The following is a 20,840-nucleotide window of genomic DNA, read 5'->3' as shown; positions in this document are numbered from 1 at the left end:
TCGATGGATGCGCTCTTGTCGTGTTTCGTTTCGTGTCGCCAGTGGAAAGGGGGGTGGCGAGCATGCTACCACCTCCGTTCGCCCTGAGGAGAGGCTGGGCGAAGCCGAAGCCTCGTCTCGAAGGGCACGCGCGCCATGTGCTTCGAGACGGCACTTCGCCTGCGGCTCAGCACCTCCTCAGCACGAACGGGGGAGAGCGAAGAAGGCGGGGGATGGGAGGCGGCGGCGGACGGTCTGCGGCTCAGACCAGACCCAACAACCGCCGCGCGCTTTTCAGGTGCGGGGCGTCGATCATTTTGCCGTTGAGTTGGAGCGCGCCGGCGGTGGGGTTGGCGTCGAAGGCGGCGATGACGGCGCGGGCGTGGGTGAGTTCGGCTTCGCTGGGGGTGAAGGCCTGGTTGATCACCGCGACTTGCGTCGGGTGAATCGCGAGCATGCCGGTGAAGCCGTCGCGGCGGCCGCGGGCGGCGTAAGCGGCGAGCGCGTCTAGATTGCGGAAATCGGGGAATACGGTTTCGATCGCGGGGACGCCGGCGGCGTGGGCGCCGAACAGGGTGAGCGCGCGGACGACACGGTAGGGATCGGTGTAGCTGCCGTCGTCCTCGCGCGCGGTCATCGCGCCGATCGCGGCGGGGAGATCCTCCGCGCCCCAAGTGACGCCGGCGAGCCGCCCGGCGACATCGGCGAAGGTGCCGAGCCGGAATACCGCGGCGGGCGTCTCGCTCGCCACCGGCAGCACGAGATAATCGCCCGGCAGCCGCGCGAGCAGCATCGCGACCGAGTCCGCGCCTTCGGCCTTGGGAAGTACGATCCCGTCGATCGCCAAACCCGAGAGTGCCTCCAGATCGGCGGCCACGTCGTCGCTGTCGATCGGATTGATCCGCACGAATACGGCGGGGCGATCATCCTCGTACGGGGCGCCGATCCAGTCGCGCACCGCCGCGCGCGCCGCGGCCTTGCTGGCCGGGACGACCGAATCCTCGAGATCGAGGATCAGTGCGTCGGCGCCGGTGGCGACGGCCTTGGGGAAGCGTTCGGGGCGGTCACCGGGGACGAAGAGCAGCGAGCGGAGCCTCACTTGCCCATTTCCGCCAGCTTGCGTTCCCAGCCGAGCGCGTCGCGCACGATGCCGTCGAGTTCGGCGCGCTTTGGCTGCCAATCGAGCGCAGCCAGGATCGCGCTATTGTCGGCGACGAGCTCGGCGGGGTCGCCCGCGCGGCGGCCTTCGATGCGGCGCTCGATCGTCATGTTGGTAACGCGATCGACCGCGTCGAGCACTTCGAGCACCGAGAAGCCGCGGCCGTAGCCGCAGTTGAAGGTGAAGCTCTCGCCAGGCGCTGCGATCAGCTGCTTGAGCGCGGCGACATGCGCGTCGGCAAGGTCCGAGACGTGGATGTAATCGCGTACACCAGTGCCGTCGCGGGTGGCGAAATCGGTGCCGAACACGCCGACGGCGGCGCGCTTGCCGGTCGCCGCCTCGACCGCGATCTTGATGAGGTGAGTCGCGCCCACGGTCGATTGCCCGCTGCGCCCCGCGGGATCGGCGCCGGCGACGTTGAAGTAGCGCAGCGCGCCGTAGTTGAGCGGGTGCGCCGCGGCGACATCGCGCAGCATCGCTTCGGTCATCAGTTTCGACATGCCGTAGGGGTTGATCGGCTCCTGCGGGTCGTTCTCGGTGATCGGCACCTTGGTGGGATTGCCGTAGGTCGCCGCGGTCGACGAGAAGATGAAGTGCGGTACGCCCTCGGCAACCGCGCTTTCGATCAGGCTGCGCGTGGCGGCGGTGTTGTTGCGATAATATTTGAGCGGGTCGACGACGGATTCGGGCACGACCACCGATCCGGCGAAGTGCATGATCGCGCGCACGTTCTGCTCGCGGATAACGTCGCGCACACCGGGATCCTCGACGGCGATGGTGACGAGCGTGGCGCGCGGATCGACCGCCCAGTCGAACCCGGTGACGAGATTGTCGATCACCAGCACGTCATAGCCAGCGTCGAGCAGCGCCAGCACTGCGTGGCTGCCGATATAGCCGGCCCCGCCCGTCACCATCACCTTGCCATCGAGTGCCATGCGCCAATCTCCTTTGCGCGGACGTTAGCGGCTTCGTACAGTCGCGGCAAAGGAGACCTGAGCCGATGGTGTTCGACCTCCGCGCGGCGCTGCTGCGAAAAGCCGAAGTCGAGACGGCGCGGCTGGTGGATTTCGACTTCCGCCTGCGCGCGCGGACGATGCGGTTGCTGGCTGCGCGGCTGGGGCTCGATCCCGATGCGCTCGTGGCGGAGATCGTGCGCGGCGGGGATGCCGCGATCCTGGCCGCGCTGTCGGAGCAGACGGGACGTGACGCCGGCGCGCTCAATAGAGAGTTTCAGGAGTGTGCGGCAGAGGCGCGGGCGCAATTGATCGCCGAGCGGGGCGATCCCACGCCGCATCGGCTGGCCTAGCGGTGCGCGGCGCGGCGGAGGCGATCGTTGATGGCGGCGCCGATACCGGCGGCGGGGATCGGGGCGATGGCGATGCGTGGGGGCGGCGCGGCGTCGGCGCGGTGGAGCGCGTCGAAGAGGCGGGCGGCGGCTTCGATCGGGTTTCCGGCGGGGGAGAGGGTGTCGTCGCCGGTGATGGCGCCGAAGCCGATCAGCCATTCGTCGGGCGCGCGGGAGATTGCGTCGAGGCGGAGCGGTTTGGCGGGGGCGTAGTGCGTCGCGAGCTGGCCGGGGGCGGTGATCTGCTCGCTCGGGGGGGCGTTCGGCAGGCCGAGCTGTTCGGCGGTGATCGGGCCGGGGCGCAGGATCATGGCACTGCCGACGATGGTCGATTCGAGGCCGGCGCTGGTGGGGCCGTCGTCGAGAATCAGCGGGACGCGTTCGCGCAGGCTCGCGGCCACGTGCGCGGCGCGGGTGGGGCTGATCGCGTTGCTGGCGTTGGCGGAGGGGGCGGCGAGCGGGCGCCCGGTCGCGGCGAGCAGCGCCTGCATCGCGCGATGTGCGGGAACGCGGATCGCGATCGTGTCCAGCCCGGCGGTGACGAGGCTGGCGATGCCCGAGTCGGGGCGCAGGGGGAGGACCAGCGTGAGTGGCCCGGGCCACCAGCGGGTCGCCAGCGCGCAGGCGTGGGAGTCGAATATCGCGATCCGTTCGGCGGCGGCGAGATCGGGGAGGTGGACGATCAATGGGTTGAAGCTCGGCCGACCCTTGGCGGCGTAAATCCGCGCGACCGCCTCGGCATCGGTGGCGTCGGCGGCGAGGCCGTAGACGGTCTCGGTCGGCACCGCGACGATTCCGCCGGCGCGGATCAGCGCCGCCGCCTCGGCGACCGCCGCGTCGTCGTATTGCACGATCCTGGGGTGTTGAGCCGTCATCGCCGGACGGTATAGCGGCCCGACACTGGAGAAGAACATGCCTTACGTCGCCCCCATCGCCGAGCAGCGCTTCGTCCTCGAACAGATCGTCGGCATCGACGAACTCGCGGGCACCGAACGCTTCGCCGCCGCCAGCCCCGACGTGATCGACGCGGTTCTGGAAGGGATCGCGCAACTGGCGGAGGGCGAATGGGCGCCGCTCGCGCGCGCTGGCGATACGGTGGGCGCGAAGTGGACGCCCGATGGCGTCGTGATGCCGGCGGGGTTCAAGGAAGCCTACCGCGCCTATGTCGAGGGCGGCTGGGGGACGATCGGCGTTCCGGAAGCGTTCGGCGGGCAGGGGCTGCCGTTCGCGGTGCAGCTGGCGGTGCTCGAAACGCTCGGCAGTGCCAACATGGGCTTCGCGCTTTGCCCGATCCTGTCGGTCGGCGCGATCGAGGCGTTGCAGCATCACGGCACGCCCGAGCAGCAGGAAACCTGGCTCCCGAAGCTCGCGACTGGCGAATGGACCGGCACGATGAACCTGACCGAGCCGCAGGCGGGCAGCGACGTCGGCGCGCTGCGATCGATGGCAATCCCGCGCGGTGACGGCACGTTCGCGATCAAGGGCACCAAGATCTACATCTCGTTCGGCGACCATGATCTGGCCGAGAACATCGTCCACCTCGTGCTCGCGCGCACGCCCGATGCGCCCGCGGGCACGCGCGGCATCTCGCTGTTCCTGGTGCCTAAGGTGCGCGCCGATGGCACGCCCAACGACGTCCGCGTCGTCTCGATCGAGCACAAGATGGGGCTGCATGCCTCGCCGACCTGCGTGCTGGCGTTCGGCGACAACGACGATTGCCTCGGCGAGCTGATCGGGCCGGAGTTCGGCGGGATGCGCGCGATGTTCACGATGATGAACAATGCGCGGCTGAACGTCGGGCTGCAGGGTGTGCAGGTGGCCGAGGGCGCGACGCAGAAGGCGGTGGAATATGCCCGCGAGCGGATCCAGGGCGCGCGCGAGGGGCGGCCGATCGCGATCATCGAGCATCCCGACGTGCGGCGGATGCTGATGCGGATGAAGGCGCAAACTCAGGCGGCGCGTGCGCTGGTCTATTATGCCGCAGGGCAGGTCGATCGTGCGACGCTGGGAGATGCCGCTGCGCGCGACCGGCTGGAGATCGCGACGCCGCTCGCCAAGGCGCACGGTACCGATATCGGCAACGAGGTCGCTAGCCTTGGCGTGCAGATCCATGGCGGCATGGGCTATGTCGAGGAGACGGGCGCGGCGCAGTTCTTCCGGGATGCGCGGATCACGCCGATCTACGAGGGAACGAACGGCATTCAGGCGGCTGATCTGGTCGGGCGCAAACTGTCGCTGTCGAACGGCGCGGCGTTCGCGACGCTGATCGAGGATCTGCGCGCGACCAAGCATGAGCGGCTCGGCGAGTTGGTGGCGGCGTGCGAGGCGGTCGGGCGGCGGTTGCAGACTGCGGACAGCGACGATCGCAACGCGGCGAGCTATCCGTTCCTGACGATGTTGTCGGTCGCGACGTGCGGCTGGCTGCTCGAGCGCGAAGCCGCGGCGGCGGGCGACGATGCGTTCGGACGCACCAAGCGGGCGGTGGTGGCCTTTTACCTCGACCAGATCGTGCCCGAGGCGCTCGGCTTGCGCGCGGCCGCCGATGCGCCGGCTGCGGCGCTCTATGCGTTAGAGGCGGAGGCGTTCGCGGCGTGAGTTCGGCGTTCAACTTGCCGACCTATCTCGACCGTATCCGGCTGCCGGCGCGACCGACGCTGGATCATCTCGGGCTGGCGGCGATGCAGCGCGCGCATCGGCTGACGATCCCGTTCGAGAACCTCGACGTGGCGCTGGGGCGGGGGATCGACATCTCGTCCGACGCGGTGTTCGGCAAGCTCGTAGTGGCGGCGCGTGGCGGCTATTGTTTCGAGCAGAACCGGCTGTTCCTCGATGCGCTGCATGCGCTGGGGTTCGACGCGCGGCCGTTGCTGGCGCGGGTGTGGCTGAACGGCGACGGCGTGCCGCCGCTGTCGCACACGTTGAGCCTGGTGACGATCGACGGGCAGGCCTGGATTGCCGACGCCGGGTTTGGCGGCAGCTATGCCCCGCCGCTGCCGCTGGTCGATGGTGCGGAAGCCGAAGCGAAGGACGGTGCGCGGTTTCGGCTGACGCGTGATGATACGCACAGCTGGATGCTGGCGCGTGATGGCGAGCCGGGCTCGACCGACGGGCGCGGCGGGGGCGAGGGGTTCCAGCCGCAGTTCAGCTTCACCACCAACGAGGTGTGGCCGGCGGATCTGGCGGTGGCGAACCACTGGACCTCGACCGTGCCGGACGGGCGGTTCACGACGCTTCGGCTGGCGAGCATCGTGTTGCCGCATGGCTTCGCGAGCCTGACTGACCGGGCGTATCGCCGGCGTGCGGGGGCGGAGGAGGCCGCGGGGACGATCGATGATCCGCGGGTGTATCGGATGCGGCTGGGGCTGATGTTCGGAATCGCGCTGTCGGCGGAAGAAGTGGCGGCGCTGGGGTTGTTTTGATCCGTCCGCGATCGTCATCCCAGCGGAAGCTGGGATCGCATGCGGCACTACCTCGTCATGCCGGCACGAGGCCGGCATGACGAGGAGTTGGGCGAGCGGCATGCCCCGCAACAGTGCGACCCCAGCTTTCGCTGGGGTGACGGTGAGGGGCCGGATCAGCTGCCGCGCAGGTCGATCACACCCTCTGTCACCTCGTCGGCGTAGAGTGCGGTCACGAAATCGGCGCGGGCGGTGAGGGTGGCGCGCTGGTTGACGTAGCCCTTGTCGGTGATCTCGCCGGCGTCGATCGAGGGCGGCGAGCGCAGGATCGTGAAGCGGCCGACGCGGCGGGAGCCGCCGCCGGCTTCGGCGTTGAACGCTGCCAGTTTCTCGGCGACTAGGCCTTCGAGCGTCGGGATCGGGTCGGCGCCGGGCACCGCTTCGGCGAGCGTCTGGAGCGCGGCTTGCGAGGGCCAGGCGAGGATCGCGACGAACGGCTTGTCTTGCCCCGCGACGACCGCATCGTGGATATAGGGCGAGCAGGCCGCGACGATGTCGGGGCGCAGCGTGCCGACCGAAACCCAGGTGCCCGACGAGAGCTTGAAATCCTCGGTAACGCGGCCGTCGAACACGAGGCCTTCCTCGGGGCGGTCGGGATCGAGGAAGCGCGCGGCGTCGCCGAGCTTGTAATAGCCTTCGTCATCGAAGGCGGCGGCGGTCTTTTCGGGATCATTGTGGTAGCCCGTCGTGACGGTCGGGCCCTTGACGCGCACTTCGAGCTTGTCGCCGCTCGGCACCAGTTTCAGCGTCGTGCCGGGCAGCGGGAGGCCGATCAGCCCGACGCGCTCGGACGCCCAATGTACCACTGTCACGCCCTGCGTTTCGGTCGCGCCATACATGGTGACGAAGGGGAGGCGCTCGCCCGTCTCGGCGATGGCGAGCGCCTGCATCCGTTCATACAGATCGTCCGATAGCGTGGCGCCGCCATAGCCCATGTAGCGCAGGTTCTTGAAGAAGGCGCGGCGCAGCACGGGATCGCGCTCCATCGCGTCGGCCAGCATCGCGAAGGCGACAGGCGCCGAGCCGAAGGTGTTGGGGGAGATTTCGTAGAGGTTCTTGATCGTCGTTTCGAACAAGCCAGCGACGGGCTTGCCTTCGTCCATGTACAGTGTGCCGCCGGCCTTGATGTTGCCGTTGAAGTGGATGTTGCCCGCCGAGATGTGGCTCCATGGCATCCAATCGAGCGAGATCGGGTGATCGACGGGATCGGGATCATCGCGCAGGCCGTCCTGCGCGGCGAGCAGGTTGACGAGCATGCCCTGGTGCTGCGGCACGCCCTTGGGCATTCCCGTCGAGCCCGAGGTGAAGAGATATTTGGCGACGGTGGCGTGAGTGAGCGCGCCGCGGGCGGCGTCGACCGCGGGGGTGGGCAAGGTCGCGGCGAGATCGGCGAAGGCGATCGTGCCGTCGCCGCCATCGACGGTGACGAAGGTAAGATCGGGCGCGAGGGTGCGGAGCGTGTCGAACGCGCGGGCGAATTGCGTGGCATTTTCGGCGAAGACCACGCGCGGGCGGACAGTGGCGAAGCAATGCTTGAGCTTGGCGTGGTCGGTCGAGATCAGGCTGTAGGCGGGGCTGATCGGGGCGATCGGCACGCCGGCGGTGTAGCAGCCGAGCATCAGCAGCGCCTGGCTGATCGAATTCGGGCTGAGGCACAGCACCGCGTCGTCTGCACCCAGCCCGCGATCGAGCAGCCATTGCGCGACTCCGTCCGCCGCGCGCTTCGCCTCGGCATAGGTGACGCCCTGCCACGCCCCGTGGCCGGGCGCGCGCTGCATCAGCATCGGGCGATCGGGCGTGCTGGCGGCCTGATCGGCGAGCAGGTGCGGCACGGATTGCGCCGCCTGCGCCATCGCATGGTTCGAGCGGACCAGGATCGTCCCGTCGGGGCGATGCTCGACGGCGACGTCGGGGCCCTTTTGGGGGAAGCGTTTGAACGGAGGCGGCGTTGGGGCTGCCGGCGCGGTGGCCATCTGGGTCTCTCCAATGTTTTGACCCAGTATAAGCCGTTCGTATTAGTGGCGCCTAGTGCGTAATTCGTTTCGCCGCCCCGGCCATGAGCCAGGGTCCCGCTATCGCCGGCCGCTGGAAGAAGCGGGACCCCGGCTCGAGGCCGGGGTGACGTTGCGCTATTGCGCAGGGAGGCGGATCCAGCGTTGCTCGCCGCTGGTGTCGTCGGTGCCTTCGATGCAGGCGGCGATAATCTCGGCGGATTCGACCAGTCGCGGGCCGGGGCGGTTGAAGAAATATTGGCCGTCGGTGACGAACACGCGCCCCTCGCGCACCGCGCGCAGTGAGCGCCAATCCTGGCGGTACGCGAGCGGGGCCATGTCGATCATCGTCTGCGGCACGCGATAGCCGCACGGCATCATGACGATGATGTCGGGATCGGCGGCGAGCAGCGCTTGCCATTCGAGCCATGGCGAATGCTGGCCGGGGGTGGCGAACAGCGGCGTGCCGCCGGCGATCTCGATCAGTTCGGGCACCCAGTTGCCGGCGGCCATCAGCGGTTCGATCCACTCGATCGCGGCGATCGTCGGCCGCGTGCCGCGCTGGCGCGCGCGATCCTCCAGCGCGGCCATGCGCAGCCGCAGATCGGCGACCACCTCGACGGCGCGATCCTCCGCGCCGACCGCGGCGCCGACGCGACCGATGTCACCCCAGACATCGCCGAGATCGTCGGGGGCGAGCGACAGCAAGTGCGGCGCGGTGCCGACCCAGGCGGACAGCGCCTCTTCAAGGTCGGCGGGCGTCACCGCGCAGACCGCGCATTGCGACTGGGTGAGGATCACGTCGGGCTTGAGCGCGCGCAACGCCTCGGCGTCGACGGCATAGACCGACAGGCCCTGGCGCACGATCTCCTGCACGCGCCGGTCGATTTCGATCGAGGTCAGCCCCTTTTCGAGCTTCGTCGAGGTGAGGACGGGCAGCGCCTTCACGAACGGCGGGTAATCGCATTCATGCGAGCGGCCGAGCAATTGCTCGCCGAGCCCCAGCGCGACGGCGATCTCGGTCGCGCTCGGCAGCAGCGATACGACTCGCGGATGCGCGGCCATCAGCCCAGCCGGATAAAGCGCGAGTTCCCGAACAGCTGCGGCGCACCGAGCGTCGCGACGAGATGCAGGCCGGTGAGGACGGCGAGCCACAGCGCGTCGTTCGCGAACAGCCGCAGGACGATCGCTGGGGTGAAGGTGTCGGTGCCGCCGAACGCGAGCGCGAAGGCGAACAGCAGGCCCTCCCAGACGGCGAATGCGGCGACGAACGCCACCGCCAGGCGTATGAGGCCAGTGCCGCCGAGGCGGCGGACCAGCGGGATGACGGCGAGGCTTGCGGCGCCGAGCGCGAGGCCCCAGCCGATCGCATAGCCATCGACCGGATAGCCGAGCAGCGCGAAGCCGAGGAACTGGTTTGCCGCCCAGGCGCCGAGCACCGCGATCACGGCCTGGCCACGCGGCAGCGTCTTCGCGGCGATCGTGGCCAGCGCGACGAATGGCATCATGCAGGCCGTCGCGAGCGAGCCGAGCACGGCGGCCGCGGCGAGCGTGACCGTCCAGAGGGTGGTGTTGAATTGTGTCGTCATCATCATCGTCCCGCGGCGCCGAGCGACCAGGCAGGGGCGTCCGCGCGAACGGCCGACCGGGCGGTGGACGGACGCCGCGTCCTCCTCGCCCCGCATCGGTGCGGCCCCCGCCGCATGTTCGTCGCCCAGACGAATTGGGGTTCGCGCCGGGCCGATCCCATGGACCCGACAAGAGCGACATCGCGGTCGGTCGGTCTCCTGGCTCGCGGGTCACCGCATGTCATGCGCCTTCCCGGGGGGTGCCCCAGTGGCCGCGCGCCGTTGCCGGCCCGCTTGCACGCCATGCTCGCCGCTTACAGTTGCAGGGTCAGCCGCAGATTCGCACTGCGTTCCCGGTACCGGCGCGAGTGCCGACACCACCGGTGCCGACGGATGACGATTATCGCGATGGCTGGCCGCGCGCAACCGGTACGCGTGCCGTCAGCTTTTGTCGGCGCGCACCGCGACGCTGACGATCACTGCGGTGGAGAGCAGGATCGACGAGACGAGCGCGCCGATCGCGAGCAGGCCCTGGCTCGTCACCGTCACGCCGACGCTGAGCTTCGTCCGCCGGCCGATCCGCAGCGCGATCTTGCCGCGGTGATAGACCGGGGCGGGGGCTGGGACGGTGGTGAGGGCGGGCAGATTGGCTTGCGGCATCATTGCTTAACGCGGTCCGTGTGGCGTGGTTCAGGCATCGATCGTTCTCAGAACGAGCGGGGCAGGCCCAGCACGTGTTCCGAGACGAATGACAGGATCAGGTTCGTCGAGATCGGTGCGACCTGATAGAGGCGGGTTTCGCGGAACTTGCGTTCGACGTCGTACTCTTCTGCGAATCCGAAGCCGCCATGCGTCTGGATGCACGCCTCGCCAGCGGCCCAGCTTGCCTCGGCGGCGAGCATCTTGGCCATGTTCGCCTCGGCACCGCAATTCTCGCCCGCCTCGTACAGCCGGATCGCCTCGTGCGTCAGCAGCTCGGCGGCGCGCATCTGGGCATAGGCGCGCGCGATCGGGAATTGGATGCCCTGGTTCTGGCCGATCGGGCGGCCGAACACCTTGCGTTCATTGGCGTAGGCGGTGGCCTTTTCGATGAACCATTTGGCGTCGCCGATGCACTCGGCGGCGATCAGCGCGCGCTCGGCGTTCATGCCCGACAGGATGTACTTGAAGCCCTTGCCTTCCTCACCGATCAGGTTCGCGGCGGGGACGGGGACGTCGTCAAAGAAGACCTCGGTCGACGAATGGTTCATCATCGTCTGGATCGGTCGGATCGTCATGCCCTCCTTCAGCGCTTCGCGCATGTCGACGAGGAAGACCGAGAGACCATCGGTGCGCTTGGTGAGCTGATCCTGCGGGGTGGTGCGCGCGAGGAGGACCATGAGATCCGACTGGAGCGCGCGGCTGGTCCAGATCTTCTGGCCCGAGACGATGTAGCGATCACCATCGCGGCGCGCGAAGGTCTTGAGCGAACCGGTGTCGGTGCCGCTGGTCGGCTCGGTGACGCCGAATGCCTGGAGGCGCAGCTTGCCGCTGGCGACGTCGGGCAAATAGCGCTGCTTCTGCTCCTCGCTGCCGTGGCGCAGGATCGTGCCCATGACGTACATCTGCGCGTGGCACGCGCCGCCGTTGGCGCCCTGCTGCTGGATCTCCTCGAGGATCGCGGCCGCGGCCGAGAGCGGGAGGCCGGCGCCGCCATATTCCTCGGGGATCAGCACCGAGAGGAAGCCGCTGGTGGTGAGCGCGTCGACGAATTCGGTGGGGTAGACGCGCTCGCGATCCTTTTCGCGCCAATATTGGCCGGGGAAGCCGGCGCACAATTTGGCGACTTCGCCGCGAATGTCAGAATAATCCGGCCAGTTGCTGCTCATCCAAACCCTCCACCCGCATCTGGCGTTCGCGATAGGAACAGCATGGCGCTTCGGCCACCGTTATTGTGCGCGCGGGATCAGTCGATCGTCGCCCAACAGGCTTTCCCAGCCGCATCGTAGCGACGCATCGCGGCGACCAGTTCGTCGCGGAGCGACACGTCGACGAGCGCCGCGGGGAGCAGCGGATCGCGGTTGATCGCGCGGATTACCGACTGGCCGAGCAGCAGCGTCTCGCGTGCCGCGGCGTCGCGCGACAGGGTGGGCAGACGGGCGAGGCTGACGGCCATTTCGGCGATCCACTGCCGGTAGCTCGCTTCGAGCGGTTCGGCCGGCCAGAGCGCGCGCCATGCCGCGTCTTCGGCGGGCAGCGCGGCGGTGTTGCCGAGCGCCACTGCGGCGGCATCTAGGCCGATCGCGTGCATGTCAGCGACGAGATCGGGGAGCGGCTGCCCGAGATTGTCGGGGCGCACCCAGGCCGCGGCGGTCGTCGGCGCGAAGCCGTGGAGCAGCAGCGCGCGCTCGCGGCGGCGGAGTTGGCGCCGATCGCTGCGGCCGAGATGTTCGGCGAGGATGATCGTCCAGCGGCCGTCCCACGCGCGCACGCGGCGCGGCGCCTCGCTCCAGCCGCGCGCGCGCCGGTCGAGCGCTGCGCCGGCGGGGCCGATCGCGTAGCGGCCGCGCTCCACCTGCTGCACGACGCCTTCGCGGCACAGCCGGCCGAGCGCGACGCGCATGGCGGCGCCGTCGATCGCCATGACGTCGGCGCGGCGGACGAGATCCGCGACGCGCATCGGGCTGTGCGCGGTCGACAGGAAGCCGAGCGCGAGGCTGCGGGCCGATACGGGGGCTCGCCAGTCTTGTAACACGAATTGACTCATGCCGGCATTATACGTTACATCCTGATCAAGAACAGCCGTCGGGATCTGCGCGATGAAGCCTGCACCACTTACCGACTATGTGTCCAAGGAAGAGCTGGCGGCGCTGATGCGGCCGTCGAGCCTGCGCGGGGCGTGGATCGTCGCGGTGAACTGGGTGATCATCGCGGCGGCCTTCGCGCTGGCGATCGCGTGGCCCAATCCGCTGACGATCGTGCTGGCGGTACTGCTGATCGCCGGGCGGCAGCTGGGGCTGGGCATCATCGTGCATGATACCGCACATCACGCGCTGTTCGCCTCGCGGCAGACGAACGAGCGCGTCGGGCAGTGGCTGGCGGGGCATCCGATGAACACGTCGCTGGCAAAGTATCGCAGCTATCATCTGAAGCATCATCGCTATGCTGGGACGCCGCAGGATCCCGACATCGGCTTCGTGCGCGCCTATCCGATCCTGGGCGAGTCGCTGCGCCGCAAATTCGCGCGCGACCTGACCGGGCGGACTGGGGTGCGCGATCTGATGCGCGAGTTGCGCAACTTCGATCTGCGCGCGCAATGGCCGTGGGTGGCGTTCCATGTCGGGCTGTTCGCGGTGCTGGCGCTGGCGGGGGGCTGGTGGGCCTATGGCTTGTGGTGGGTCGCGCTGCTGTTCGTGTACCCGGCGATCGTGCGGCTGCGGCAGATCGGCGAACATGGCGTCGCCGAGGAGCGCGGCGACCTCGATCCGCGGCGCAATACCTCGACGACGGTGGCGCATTGGTGGGAGCGGCTGTTCGTCGCGCCGAACCATGTTCATTATCATCTCGAGCATCACCTCGCCGCCGGGGTGCCGCCGTATCGGCTGGGCGAGATGCACCGGCTGCTGGTGGCGCGCGGCTATTACGACGGATTTTCGTGCGTTTCGCGCGGCTATGCCGACGTGATTCGGCGGGCGGTGCGGGAGCCGGTGGCGCTGGCTTGATCTTGCGCTAAGGGTCCGCCGACACGGGGGGCGGGGCGATGGAGAGTTTCGACGGCTGGACGCCGGTGGCGAGCGAGCAGCACGACGATCTGGTCGCGGCGCCGCTCCGGCGGCTCGCGGCGCTGTTCGACCATGATGGCGCGCACTGGCCGGCGGGCGAACTGCCGCCGCTTGCGCACTGGCTGTATTTCCTGCCCGAGGCGGCGCAGTCGACGATCGGCGCGGACGGCCACCCCGCGCGCGGCGCGATGCTGCCGCCGATCGACGCGCCGCGGCGGATGTGGGCGGGCGGGCGGCTGACCTTTCATGCACCGCTACCAATCGGCGCGCGCGCGACCCGGCGCAGCATCGTCACCGACGTGCGGGTGAAGGATGGGCGCTCGGGGCGGTTGACCTTCGTGACGGTGCGGCACGAGATCCTAGTCGATGGCGCAGCGGCGATCGTCGAGGAGCAGGATCTGGTGTTCCGCGGCGACGGCAGCGGCACGCCGCCCGCCGCGCCGCCCGATCCGCGCGTCGCGACGATCCGCCAGCCGTTCGCGCCGGACGCGACCGCGCTGTTCCGCTTCTCCGCGCTGACCTTCAACGCGCATCGCATCCATTACGACCGCGACTATGCCGTCGCGCAGGAGCATTATCCCGATCTGGTGGTGCATGGCCCGTATCAGGCGATGCTGCTGGCGGGTCACTTGCTGCGCGCGATGCCCGGGCGGCGGATGGCGCATTTCTCGTTCCGCGGTGCGCGGCCGCTGTTCGTCGGTCGGCCGGCGGCGCTCAATTTGGTGGGCGAGGGCCCAGTGGCGCTGTGGACGACCGATCAGGATGGCTGCGCGTGCATGGAGGCTGAGGCGACACTCGCCTGAACGGAGTCGCGTTGGGACAATCTGTCTTAGTGACAGCGCAGGCCGCGCCGACTAGCGGCCGCGCGTGATCGCCGTTCGCCGTCTTTTGCAGCAACGCCAACTCGCCGTGCTGATCCTGGTGGCGGCGCTGGCGATGAAGCTGCTGATCCCGGGCGGCTACATGGTTGCCGCCGAGCACGGGCGGCTGTCGATCATGGTCTGTCCGGGTGTCATGCCCGCGCCCGACCCGGCACCGATGGCCATGGCGATGCACGGCGGCACGGCCCATCACGAACAGCAAAAGCAGCATGGGCAGGTCGAGCAGCCGTGCGTCTTTGCCGGCCTCTCGCATCAGGCACTGGGCGCGGCCGATCCGGTGCTGCTGGCGGCGGCGATCGGCTATATCATGGCGACCGCCGCCGCGGCGACACCGCGGCTGCGGCTATCGCGCGTCGCGCATCTGCGGCCACCGTTGCGCGGGCCGCCCGCAACCCTCTGACGCCAGTAATATGCGCGCCCGCGGGTGCGCCGACATGGTCACGCCTCGCGCTTGCGCGGGGCGATCAAAGGTTTTGTTCAATGCTCCGCTTTCCGACGTTGCTCGGCGCCGTCGCGCCGTGCCTGTTTCTCGCACCCGCGCTGGCGCATGCCGACCCCGATGATACCGGGGATCGCGACATCGTGGTCACCGGCGAGCGCGACCTGCGCCCGCTCGATATGCCGGCGCAGGTCGGCGGTCGGCTCGGGCTCACCATTCGCGAGACGCCCGCCACGATCGATGTCGTCACGCAGGAGGTGATGCAGGCGAAGGGGCTGCGCAGCGCGGTCGAAGTATATGGCAGCGTGCCGGGCGTGGTCGCGGGGCTGCTGCCGGGCGAGCCGGCGAGCGCGAGCATCCGCGGTTTTTCGACCGGCGCCGTCTCGTACCTGTTCGACGGGATGCGGATTGCGGATTCGACGATCCTCAACCGCAATTACGACAGCTTCAACTTCGAGCGGATCGAGGTGCTCAAGGGGCCGGCGTCGATCCTGTATGGCGATGGCGCATTAGCGGGTACGATCAATCTCGTCCCCAAGAAGCCGACGGTGGATGCGACTCACGTCGACATGCTCGTGAGCTACGGCAGCTTCGATACCGCGCGGATCGGCGTCGGAATCAACCAGCCGCTTTCGGCGACCGCCGCGCTGCGCTCCGATCTCAGCGTCGCGCGGAGCGACGGCTATGTCGACGATACGGACACGCGGACGATTCAGTCGACGTCGAACCTGGCGCTGCAACCGACCGAGCGGCTCTCGGTGCTGCTCGCGTTCGATTTCTATCAGGATCGCAATCGCACGCCGTATCAGGGCACGCCGCTGGTGCCGGTGGGTGTCGCGCGCGATCCCTCGAACATCGTCGATGCGCCCGGCGGCTATGTGCTCGACCAGGCGATGCGCGACCGGAACTACAATGTCGCCGATGGGCGGATGGATTCGGAATCCTACTGGGGCCGCGCGCGGGTCGGCTACGAGCTGGGCGGAGGCTGGACGCTGACCGACGAGGCGAGCCTGTATCGCGGTGCGCGCGAGTGGGAGAATTCGGAGGATTTCACGTTCAATCCCGCATCCGGCCTGCTCGATCGCGGCACGACCAAGATCACCCACGACCATGATTTCTGGTCGAACCGCGGCTGGCTGACCGGCGACGTCACGATCGCGGGGCTGCGCAATCGGATCAACGTGGGCGCGGAATACAATGAGACGCGGTTCGGCACGGTTCGCCGCTTCGGGACGATGACCTCGGTCGATCCGTTCGATCCGGCGCGCGGCCGCTTCCCGGCGGATGTCGCGGCGAACTTCCCCGGTGTCGGCAATCGCGCGAACTTCGATTCGCGCGTGAAGAGCTGGGCGGTGTTCGCGGACGATGCGGTGACTCTGACCGATCGGTGGCTGGTGCTTGGGGGCCTGCGCTTCGACCGGATCGATCTCGATCGCCGCATCGATGATCTCAACGCCGGATCGTCGCAGCTGTTCGGGCGCCGCTACAGCGCGCTCTCGGGGCGGATCGGGAGCGTCTACAGCGTGACGCCGACGACTCAGCTCTATACGCAATACAGCCATGCGGTCGCGCCGGTCGGATCGCTGCTGCTTTCGAACGTGCTGCGCGCGAGCGTCGATCTGACCACGGGCGATTCAGTCGAAGGCGGGATCAAGACGAACCTGTTCGGTGACCGCATGACGCTGACCGCGGCGGGATACTGGATCCGTCAGAAGGGGATCATCACGCGTGATCCGGCGCGCCCGACCGTGCAGGTGCAGGGCGGCGCGCAATCGTCGCGCGGGGTGGAAGTGTCGCTGCGCGGCGCGCTGACACGGCACCTGACGATCGATGCGAACGGCGCATTGCTGAGGGCGCGCTACGACGAGCTGACGGGGGCAGGGGGCGTCGACCTCAGCGGCAACCGGCCGGTCAACGCGCCGCAGCGGCTCGCGAACCTGACCTTGTTCTACGATGTGCCGGGCGTGCCGTTGACCGCGAGCGGTGCGGTTCGTCATGTCGGCGATCTTTACACCAGCACCGTCAACACGATCCGGGTGGATGGCTATACGATCCTCGATGCGGCGCTGGCGTATCGCTTGCCGTGGGGAACCGTGACGGTGCGCGGGCGCAATCTGGCGAACCGCTTCTACGGCTATTGGTCGGGCTATGGCGCGACGCAGGTGTATGTCGGGGCGCCGCGCAGCGTCGACCTCACGCTGTCGTCGCGGTTCTGAGGGGGTGGGTATGGCCGATCCCGTCGCGATCTCGCGTGCGTATCGCGCGATCTGGCGCTGGCATTTCTATGCCGGGCTGATCGTCGCGCCATTCCTGCTGATCCTGGCGGTGACGGGTGCGATCTATCTGTTCAACGACGAGCTCAACGTGGCGCTGAGCCCGCACCTGTACCGTGTGGCGCCGCATGCGGAGAGCCAGCCGCCCTCGCGGCTGGCGCAGGCGGCCTTGGGGGTGCAGCCGGGCACGGTGACGCGGATCGACCTGCCGGCGGCGGAGGACCGCTCGGCGATCGTGTTCGTCACGCCGCGCGCCGGCGATCCGGTGCGGGTGGCGGTCGATCGCGGCAGGGGGCGCGTGCTGGGCACGTTCGTCTATGCGCGCACGCTGGTGGGGTTCGCCGATGGCGCGCACGGAACGCTGATGGCGGGCGCTGTGGGGGAGGTAATCGTCGAGCTGGCGGCGTGCTGGGCGCTCGTGCTGATCGCGACGGGCCTCTATCTGTGGTGGCCGCGCGGGCGGCGCGGGCTGGCGGGGATCGTCTATCCGCGGCTGTCGGCGCGCGGGCGGCCGTTCTGGCGCGATCTGCACGCGACTACGGGCGTGTGGACGGTCGTGCTGATCGCGTTCCTGCTGCTGACCGGGCTGCCCTGGGCCAAGGTGCAGGGCGACGTGCTCCAGCGCGGCACCGCGGCGCTCGGCATCGGCTATCCCGCGGCGCATCGCACGGACAGCGTGCCGCAAAGCGCGACGATGAAGGCGGCGCTCGGCGAGACGGCGTGGACGATGGAGCAAGCGCCGATGCCGGCGTCGAGCCAAGCCGCGCCCAATCATATCGGCCATGACATGGCGGGCGGCTCGACCGACCGCGCTGCGATTGCCGGGCTCGATGCGATCGCCGCGACGCTCGCGCGCGATCATGACCTGGCTGGCGGCTATCGGCTGTTCCCGCCGACCGACCCGACCGGCGTCTATACCGCCTATACCTATCCCGATCGGCCGCAGGGGCAGCGGACGCTCTACTTCGATCGCTACAGCATGCGGCTGATCCGCCAGGTCGGCTATGCCGATTACGGCGCGGCGGCGAAGGCGATCGAGCTCGGCGTGCAATTGCACATGGGCAATTATTTTGGGCTGGCGAACCAGTTGGTGATGCTCGTCACGTGCGTGGCGATCGTGCTGCTGGTGGTGAGCGGCGTGGTGATGTGGTGGCGTCGCCGCCCGACCGGCCGTGTCGCCGCGCCGCCGCGCGTGCCGCAGGCGCGGATCGCGGGGGCGGCCGCGATTTTGATTGGCGCGAGTTTGCTGTTTCCGCTGCTGGGGCTTTCGGTGGTGGTGGTGTTCTTGATCGATCGGGTCGCAGCGGGGCTTGTGCGCGTACGGGGGATTGCTGGCTGAGGGGAAGAGCCCATCCGCAACTTTCGGTGAATATCCTGCAGGTGCGATGGGGGGCGTCGAACGGCAGCCTGGCTAATCACGATGGTCTATAGGGGGAAGCAGCATTCCCGTGTCTTGAACAGGACGCCTGGCACTCATGCAATGGCGTTACCACAGGAGTTTGAACTTAATTGTCGATTCTCAGCATGATAATCAGCTTCTGGTGGAGCAGATCATGGTTAGTCTGCATGGTATAAAGAACCGGCCTTCGAAGACGCTGTTCGTCATACTACAAATCGCCTGAAAACAGATAATCGTCACATGAGACATGATTCATATCCTATGCTACACTCCCGTCTGCTTCGTGGGGGAGGTCATTGATGTCTCTACTATCTATCGTTGTTAAAGCGCTCGATGCGCTCGACCTTGACGACGACGTCAATCGGCTGGTGATCGATAGGGCGGTCAACGTGGCTCGGAGCCGGCCGCATCCGTGGTCGACCAAGCATGATTATATCTCCTGGTCGGGGCTGACCGATCGAACGTTCAACGCACGATTGCTGCCGGCAAAACCCTATCCGGCCGAGGAAAAGCGCGGCAGCCGCAGACCGCCGCTGGCCGACGTTGCGGCGCTGTTCGGGCTTCGTGCTGGGCAGAGCCAACGGCTCTGTCCGAAGTCGACCGGGCTCTTTCCGGCGTTCGCGCAATATCTGACTGACGGGTTCATCCGGACGCAGTTGCACAATGATCCCGCGCGCACCGATCGGCGACGGACGACGTCGAACCACGAGATCGACATGAGCCCGTTATACGGTCGCACGCCGACGCAGACGCAGGCGCTGCGCACGATGTCCGAGATGCCGGGTGCGCGCGGGCGGTTGAAGGGGCAGAAGATCGGTGGCGAGGACTATCCGAAATTCCTGTTTGGCGCCGACGGACAGCTTGCGCCGGAATTCGTCGATGCAGCAGGTGAGCCGATCCTCGACATGCCGCTGGGGCTGAAGAACGTGTCGCCGGAAGGCCGGCAGACGTTGTTCGCGGTCGGCGGGGATCGCGTCAACGCCACGCCGCAAACGGCGATGATGAACACATTGTTCTTTCGCGAGCACAACCGACTGGCCGGCTTGCTGGAGCAACAACATCGCGAGTGGGACGATGAGCGGGTCTTCGAGACCGCCCGCAACATCATCATCGTGCTGTTCATCAAGATCGTCGTCGAGGAATATATCAATCACATCAATACGACGGAGTTCCCCTTGCAGGCCGATCCGAAGGCGGCGTGGAAGGCGAAGTGGAACAAGCCCAACTGGATGACGGTCGAGTTCAGCCTGCTCTATCGCTGGCATGGCCTTGTCACCGAGAACGTTACCTGGGGTGACACGACGCTGCCGGGCAAGTCGATCCTCCTGAACAACAGGCTGCTGATCGAAAGCGGGCTGGCGCAGAGTTTCGTCAACGTCTCGGCCAATCGTGCAGCAAGGCTTGGCCTGGAAAATTCCGCATCCTTCCTGCTCGAGGCCGAACAGTCGACGATCGGCCAGGCGCGGTCGAACAATGTCGCCAGCTACAACGATTATCGCGTCGCCATGGGCATGGAGCCCGCGCGAAACTTCGCCGCGATCGTCGGCAGCAGCGATGATCTGACCGAGCAGGGCCGGCTTTCTGCGCTCGCTGCCAGGTTGCATGTGCATTACGGCACGCCGGACAATGTGGAATTCTACGTCGGGCTGTTCGCCGAGCGGACGGAAAAGAATGGGCCGCTTCCCGAACTGATCGCCGCGATGGTAGCGATGGACGCCTTTTCACAAGCGCTGACGAACCCGTTGCTGAGCGAGCACGTGTGGGGAAATCCCAATAACCGGAAGCTTGCCTTTACGGATATGGGACTGGAAGTGATCGACAAGACCAAGCGCCTGCGTGACATTCTGGTGCGCAACACCAACGGTCTGGGCGATCGGTTTGTCGGCATGACGCGGAGGGAGTGGCGGCGGCAGTAGGGCCGGGACTTCTCCTCAGAAGCGATGCCCGGCGGTAGCCTGCTCACCCGCTCCGCCTTGCCCGCAGCACAGACCCTGCATGACCCAGCGATGCGAGCGGATCGATTGCCTTGCGCAGAAACAGAAAAGCCCCGGAGATCCGCAGATCGCCGGGGCTTTTCATGGTGGGCGTGGCAAGGATTGAACTTGCGACCCCTGCGATGTCAACACAGTGCTCTACCACTGAGCTACACGCCCACGGGGAGGGGGGCCATTAGCCGGGCATCCGGCGGGGCGCAAGCCCGCTCAATTCGATCCGAGAAATTCGCCGACTTCGAACATCCGGTCCACTTCGAGCACCAGATCACGGAGGTGGAATGGCTTCGATAGGACACGGGCGTGCGGCATCGCTTTGCCCGCCTTCAGCGTGACGGCGGCGAAGCCGGTGATGAACATGACGCGCAGATTGGGGCGCAACTCGCCGGCCTTCTGCGCCAGTTCGATCCCGTCCATTTCGGGCATGACGATGTCGGTCAGCAGGAGGTCGAACTCCTCCTCCTCGATCAGCGGCAGCGCTGCGGTGCCGCGGTCGACGGCAGTGACGGCATAGCCTGACTTTTCCAGCGCGCGAGCAAGATATTCGCGCATCACCTGGTCGTCCTCGGCCAGCAGTATTCGGATCATTCGTCGGT

The 20,840-nt window shown here is 67.7% G+C and carries 19 protein-coding genes, 1 tRNA gene and 1 riboswitch; of the genes, 9 read left to right on the top strand and 11 right to left on the bottom strand.

The window, feature by feature from the left end; genetic code table 11:
- Positions 1–241 precede the first annotated feature (241 nt).
- Complete coding sequence (locus tag LLW23_RS04585) at positions 242–1,078, bottom strand: HpcH/HpaI aldolase/citrate lyase family protein (RefSeq protein ID WP_228947598.1); 837 nt, start codon at positions 1,076–1,078, stop codon at positions 242–244.
- A complete protein-coding gene (gene galE / locus LLW23_RS04580; RefSeq protein ID WP_228947597.1) occupies positions 1,075–2,073 on the bottom strand; it encodes a UDP-glucose 4-epimerase GalE in 999 nt (332 codons plus the stop codon). Before galE ends, LLW23_RS04585 begins: the two co-directional genes overlap by 4 nt.
- A gap of 65 nt (positions 2,074–2,138) precedes the next feature.
- Here galE and LLW23_RS04575 point away from each other — a divergent pair, with 65 nt between their 5' ends.
- Positions 2,139–2,444 carry a hypothetical protein gene (locus tag LLW23_RS04575; protein WP_228947596.1) on the top strand — a complete coding sequence of 102 codons (306 nt, stop codon included), beginning with the start codon at positions 2,139–2,141 and terminating at the stop codon, positions 2,442–2,444.
- On the opposite strand, the gene LLW23_RS04570 is transcribed toward LLW23_RS04575, so the two are convergent.
- Positions 2,441–3,358 (bottom strand): L-threonylcarbamoyladenylate synthase, encoded by a 918-nt coding sequence (locus LLW23_RS04570; RefSeq protein ID WP_228948469.1) that lies wholly within the window; start codon positions 3,356–3,358, stop codon positions 2,441–2,443. The genes LLW23_RS04575 and LLW23_RS04570 overlap by 4 nt on opposite strands.
- A gap of 37 nt (positions 3,359–3,395) precedes the next feature.
- Here LLW23_RS04570 and LLW23_RS04565 point away from each other — a divergent pair, with 37 nt between their 5' ends.
- Positions 3,396–5,078 carry an acyl-CoA dehydrogenase gene (locus LLW23_RS04565; protein WP_228947595.1) on the top strand — a complete coding sequence of 561 codons (1,683 nt, stop codon included), beginning with the start codon at positions 3,396–3,398 and terminating at the stop codon, positions 5,076–5,078.
- Complete coding sequence (locus LLW23_RS04560; protein ID WP_228947594.1) at positions 5,075–5,902, top strand: arylamine N-acetyltransferase family protein; 828 nt, start codon at positions 5,075–5,077, stop codon at positions 5,900–5,902. The genes LLW23_RS04565 and LLW23_RS04560 overlap by 4 nt, the downstream gene beginning before the upstream one ends.
- A gap of 155 nt (positions 5,903–6,057) precedes the next feature.
- On the opposite strand, the gene LLW23_RS04555 is transcribed toward LLW23_RS04560, so the two are convergent.
- The 6 genes from LLW23_RS04555 to LLW23_RS04530 all read right to left on the bottom strand — a co-directional run bounded on the left by LLW23_RS04555 (position 6,058) and on the right by LLW23_RS04530 (position 12,246).
- Positions 6,058–7,914, bottom strand: coding sequence for an AMP-binding protein (locus LLW23_RS04555; protein ID WP_228947593.1), 1,857 nt, complete (start codon positions 7,912–7,914; stop codon positions 6,058–6,060).
- 156 nt (positions 7,915–8,070) lie between these two features.
- Positions 8,071–8,997, bottom strand: a complete 927-nt coding sequence (locus LLW23_RS04550; RefSeq protein WP_228947592.1) for a cobalamin-binding protein — start codon at positions 8,995–8,997, stop codon at positions 8,071–8,073.
- Positions 8,997–9,527 carry a hypothetical protein gene (locus tag LLW23_RS04545; RefSeq protein ID WP_228947591.1) on the bottom strand — a complete coding sequence of 177 codons (531 nt, stop codon included), beginning with the start codon at positions 9,525–9,527 and terminating at the stop codon, positions 8,997–8,999. Before LLW23_RS04545 ends, LLW23_RS04550 begins: the two co-directional genes overlap by 1 nt.
- A 165-nt stretch (positions 9,528–9,692) precedes the next feature.
- Positions 9,693–9,897: riboswitch (cobalamin riboswitch) on the bottom strand.
- Positions 9,898–9,941: 44 nt separating this feature from the next.
- Positions 9,942–10,163: a hypothetical protein gene (locus tag LLW23_RS04540; RefSeq protein ID WP_228947590.1), complete on the bottom strand. Its 222-nt coding sequence runs from the start codon at positions 10,161–10,163 to the stop codon at positions 9,942–9,944.
- 44 nt (positions 10,164–10,207) lie between these two features.
- On the bottom strand, positions 10,208–11,368 hold the full coding sequence (locus LLW23_RS04535; protein ID WP_228947589.1) for an acyl-CoA dehydrogenase family protein: 1,161 nt from the start codon (positions 11,366–11,368) through the stop codon (positions 10,208–10,210).
- Positions 11,369–11,445: 77 nt separating this feature from the next.
- A complete protein-coding gene (locus tag LLW23_RS04530; RefSeq protein ID WP_228947588.1) occupies positions 11,446–12,246 on the bottom strand; it encodes a hypothetical protein in 801 nt (266 codons plus the stop codon).
- A gap of 52 nt (positions 12,247–12,298) precedes the next feature.
- On the opposite strand from LLW23_RS04530, the gene LLW23_RS04525 reads away from it, so the two are divergent.
- From LLW23_RS04525 to LLW23_RS04500, 6 genes are all read left to right on the top strand, one after another.
- Positions 12,299–13,201: a fatty acid desaturase family protein gene (locus LLW23_RS04525; protein WP_228947587.1), complete on the top strand. Its 903-nt coding sequence runs from the start codon at positions 12,299–12,301 to the stop codon at positions 13,199–13,201.
- Positions 13,202–13,239: 38 nt separating this feature from the next.
- A complete protein-coding gene (locus LLW23_RS04520) occupies positions 13,240–14,064 on the top strand; it encodes an FAS1-like dehydratase domain-containing protein (protein WP_228947586.1) in 825 nt (274 codons plus the stop codon).
- Positions 14,065–14,128: 64 nt separating this feature from the next.
- Positions 14,129–14,542: a hypothetical protein gene (locus tag LLW23_RS04515; RefSeq protein WP_228947585.1), complete on the top strand. Its 414-nt coding sequence runs from the start codon at positions 14,129–14,131 to the stop codon at positions 14,540–14,542.
- 80 nt (positions 14,543–14,622) lie between these two features.
- A complete protein-coding gene (locus LLW23_RS04510; protein WP_228947584.1) occupies positions 14,623–16,797 on the top strand; it encodes a TonB-dependent receptor in 2,175 nt (724 codons plus the stop codon).
- Positions 16,798–16,807: 10 nt separating this feature from the next.
- Complete coding sequence (locus LLW23_RS04505; RefSeq protein ID WP_228947583.1) at positions 16,808–18,193, top strand: PepSY-associated TM helix domain-containing protein; 1,386 nt, start codon at positions 16,808–16,810, stop codon at positions 18,191–18,193.
- Positions 18,194–18,552: 359 nt separating this feature from the next.
- Positions 18,553–20,169, top strand: coding sequence for a peroxidase family protein (locus tag LLW23_RS04500; RefSeq protein WP_228947582.1), 1,617 nt, complete (start codon positions 18,553–18,555; stop codon positions 20,167–20,169).
- A gap of 162 nt (positions 20,170–20,331) precedes the next feature.
- On the opposite strand, the gene LLW23_RS04495 is transcribed toward LLW23_RS04500, so the two are convergent.
- Positions 20,332–20,406, bottom strand: a tRNA-Val gene (locus LLW23_RS04495).
- A gap of 48 nt (positions 20,407–20,454) precedes the next feature.
- Positions 20,455–20,832 (bottom strand): cell cycle two-component system response regulator CpdR, encoded by a 378-nt coding sequence (cpdR, locus tag LLW23_RS04490; protein WP_228947581.1) that lies wholly within the window; start codon positions 20,830–20,832, stop codon positions 20,455–20,457.
- Positions 20,833–20,840 lie beyond the last annotated feature (8 nt).

Source organism: Sphingomonas radiodurans, assembly GCF_020866845.1.
Lineage (GTDB): Bacteria > Pseudomonadota > Alphaproteobacteria > Sphingomonadales > Sphingomonadaceae > Sphingomonas > Sphingomonas radiodurans.
The sequence above is the reverse complement of the archived record's forward strand: the minus strand, read 5'-3'. Positions and strand labels throughout refer to the sequence as shown.

What these genes read in the sequence shown, in the direction of transcription:
- galE (WP_228947597.1), bottom strand. Translation starts at nt 2,073, where the DNA reads ATGGCACTCGATGGCAAGGTGATGGTGACGGGCGGGGCCGGCTATATC.
- LLW23_RS04575 (WP_228947596.1), top strand. Translation starts at nt 2,139, where the DNA reads ATGGTGTTCGACCTCCGCGCGGCGCTGCTGCGAAAAGCCGAAGTCGAG.
- LLW23_RS04570 (WP_228948469.1), bottom strand. Translation starts at nt 3,358, where the DNA reads ATGACGGCTCAACACCCCAGGATCGTGCAATACGACGACGCGGCGGTC.
- LLW23_RS04565 (WP_228947595.1), top strand. Translation starts at nt 3,396, where the DNA reads ATGCCTTACGTCGCCCCCATCGCCGAGCAGCGCTTCGTCCTCGAACAG.
- LLW23_RS04555 (WP_228947593.1), bottom strand. Translation starts at nt 7,914, where the DNA reads ATGGCCACCGCGCCGGCAGCCCCAACGCCGCCTCCGTTCAAACGCTTC.
- LLW23_RS04550 (WP_228947592.1), bottom strand. Translation starts at nt 8,997, where the DNA reads ATGGCCGCGCATCCGCGAGTCGTATCGCTGCTGCCGAGCGCGACCGAG.
- LLW23_RS04545 (WP_228947591.1), bottom strand. Translation starts at nt 9,527, where the DNA reads ATGATGATGACGACACAATTCAACACCACCCTCTGGACGGTCACGCTC.
- LLW23_RS04540 (WP_228947590.1), bottom strand. Translation starts at nt 10,163, where the DNA reads ATGATGCCGCAAGCCAATCTGCCCGCCCTCACCACCGTCCCAGCCCCC.
- LLW23_RS04535 (WP_228947589.1), bottom strand. Translation starts at nt 11,368, where the DNA reads ATGAGCAGCAACTGGCCGGATTATTCTGACATTCGCGGCGAAGTCGCC.
- LLW23_RS04530 (WP_228947588.1), bottom strand. Translation starts at nt 12,246, where the DNA reads ATGAGTCAATTCGTGTTACAAGACTGGCGAGCCCCCGTATCGGCCCGC.
- LLW23_RS04525 (WP_228947587.1), top strand. Translation starts at nt 12,299, where the DNA reads ATGAAGCCTGCACCACTTACCGACTATGTGTCCAAGGAAGAGCTGGCG.
- LLW23_RS04520 (WP_228947586.1), top strand. Translation starts at nt 13,240, where the DNA reads ATGGAGAGTTTCGACGGCTGGACGCCGGTGGCGAGCGAGCAGCACGAC.
- LLW23_RS04510 (WP_228947584.1), top strand. Translation starts at nt 14,623, where the DNA reads ATGCTCCGCTTTCCGACGTTGCTCGGCGCCGTCGCGCCGTGCCTGTTT.
- LLW23_RS04505 (WP_228947583.1), top strand. Translation starts at nt 16,808, where the DNA reads ATGGCCGATCCCGTCGCGATCTCGCGTGCGTATCGCGCGATCTGGCGC.
- LLW23_RS04500 (WP_228947582.1), top strand. Translation starts at nt 18,553, where the DNA reads ATGTCTCTACTATCTATCGTTGTTAAAGCGCTCGATGCGCTCGACCTT.
- cpdR (WP_228947581.1), bottom strand. Translation starts at nt 20,832, where the DNA reads ATGATCCGAATACTGCTGGCCGAGGACGACCAGGTGATGCGCGAATAT.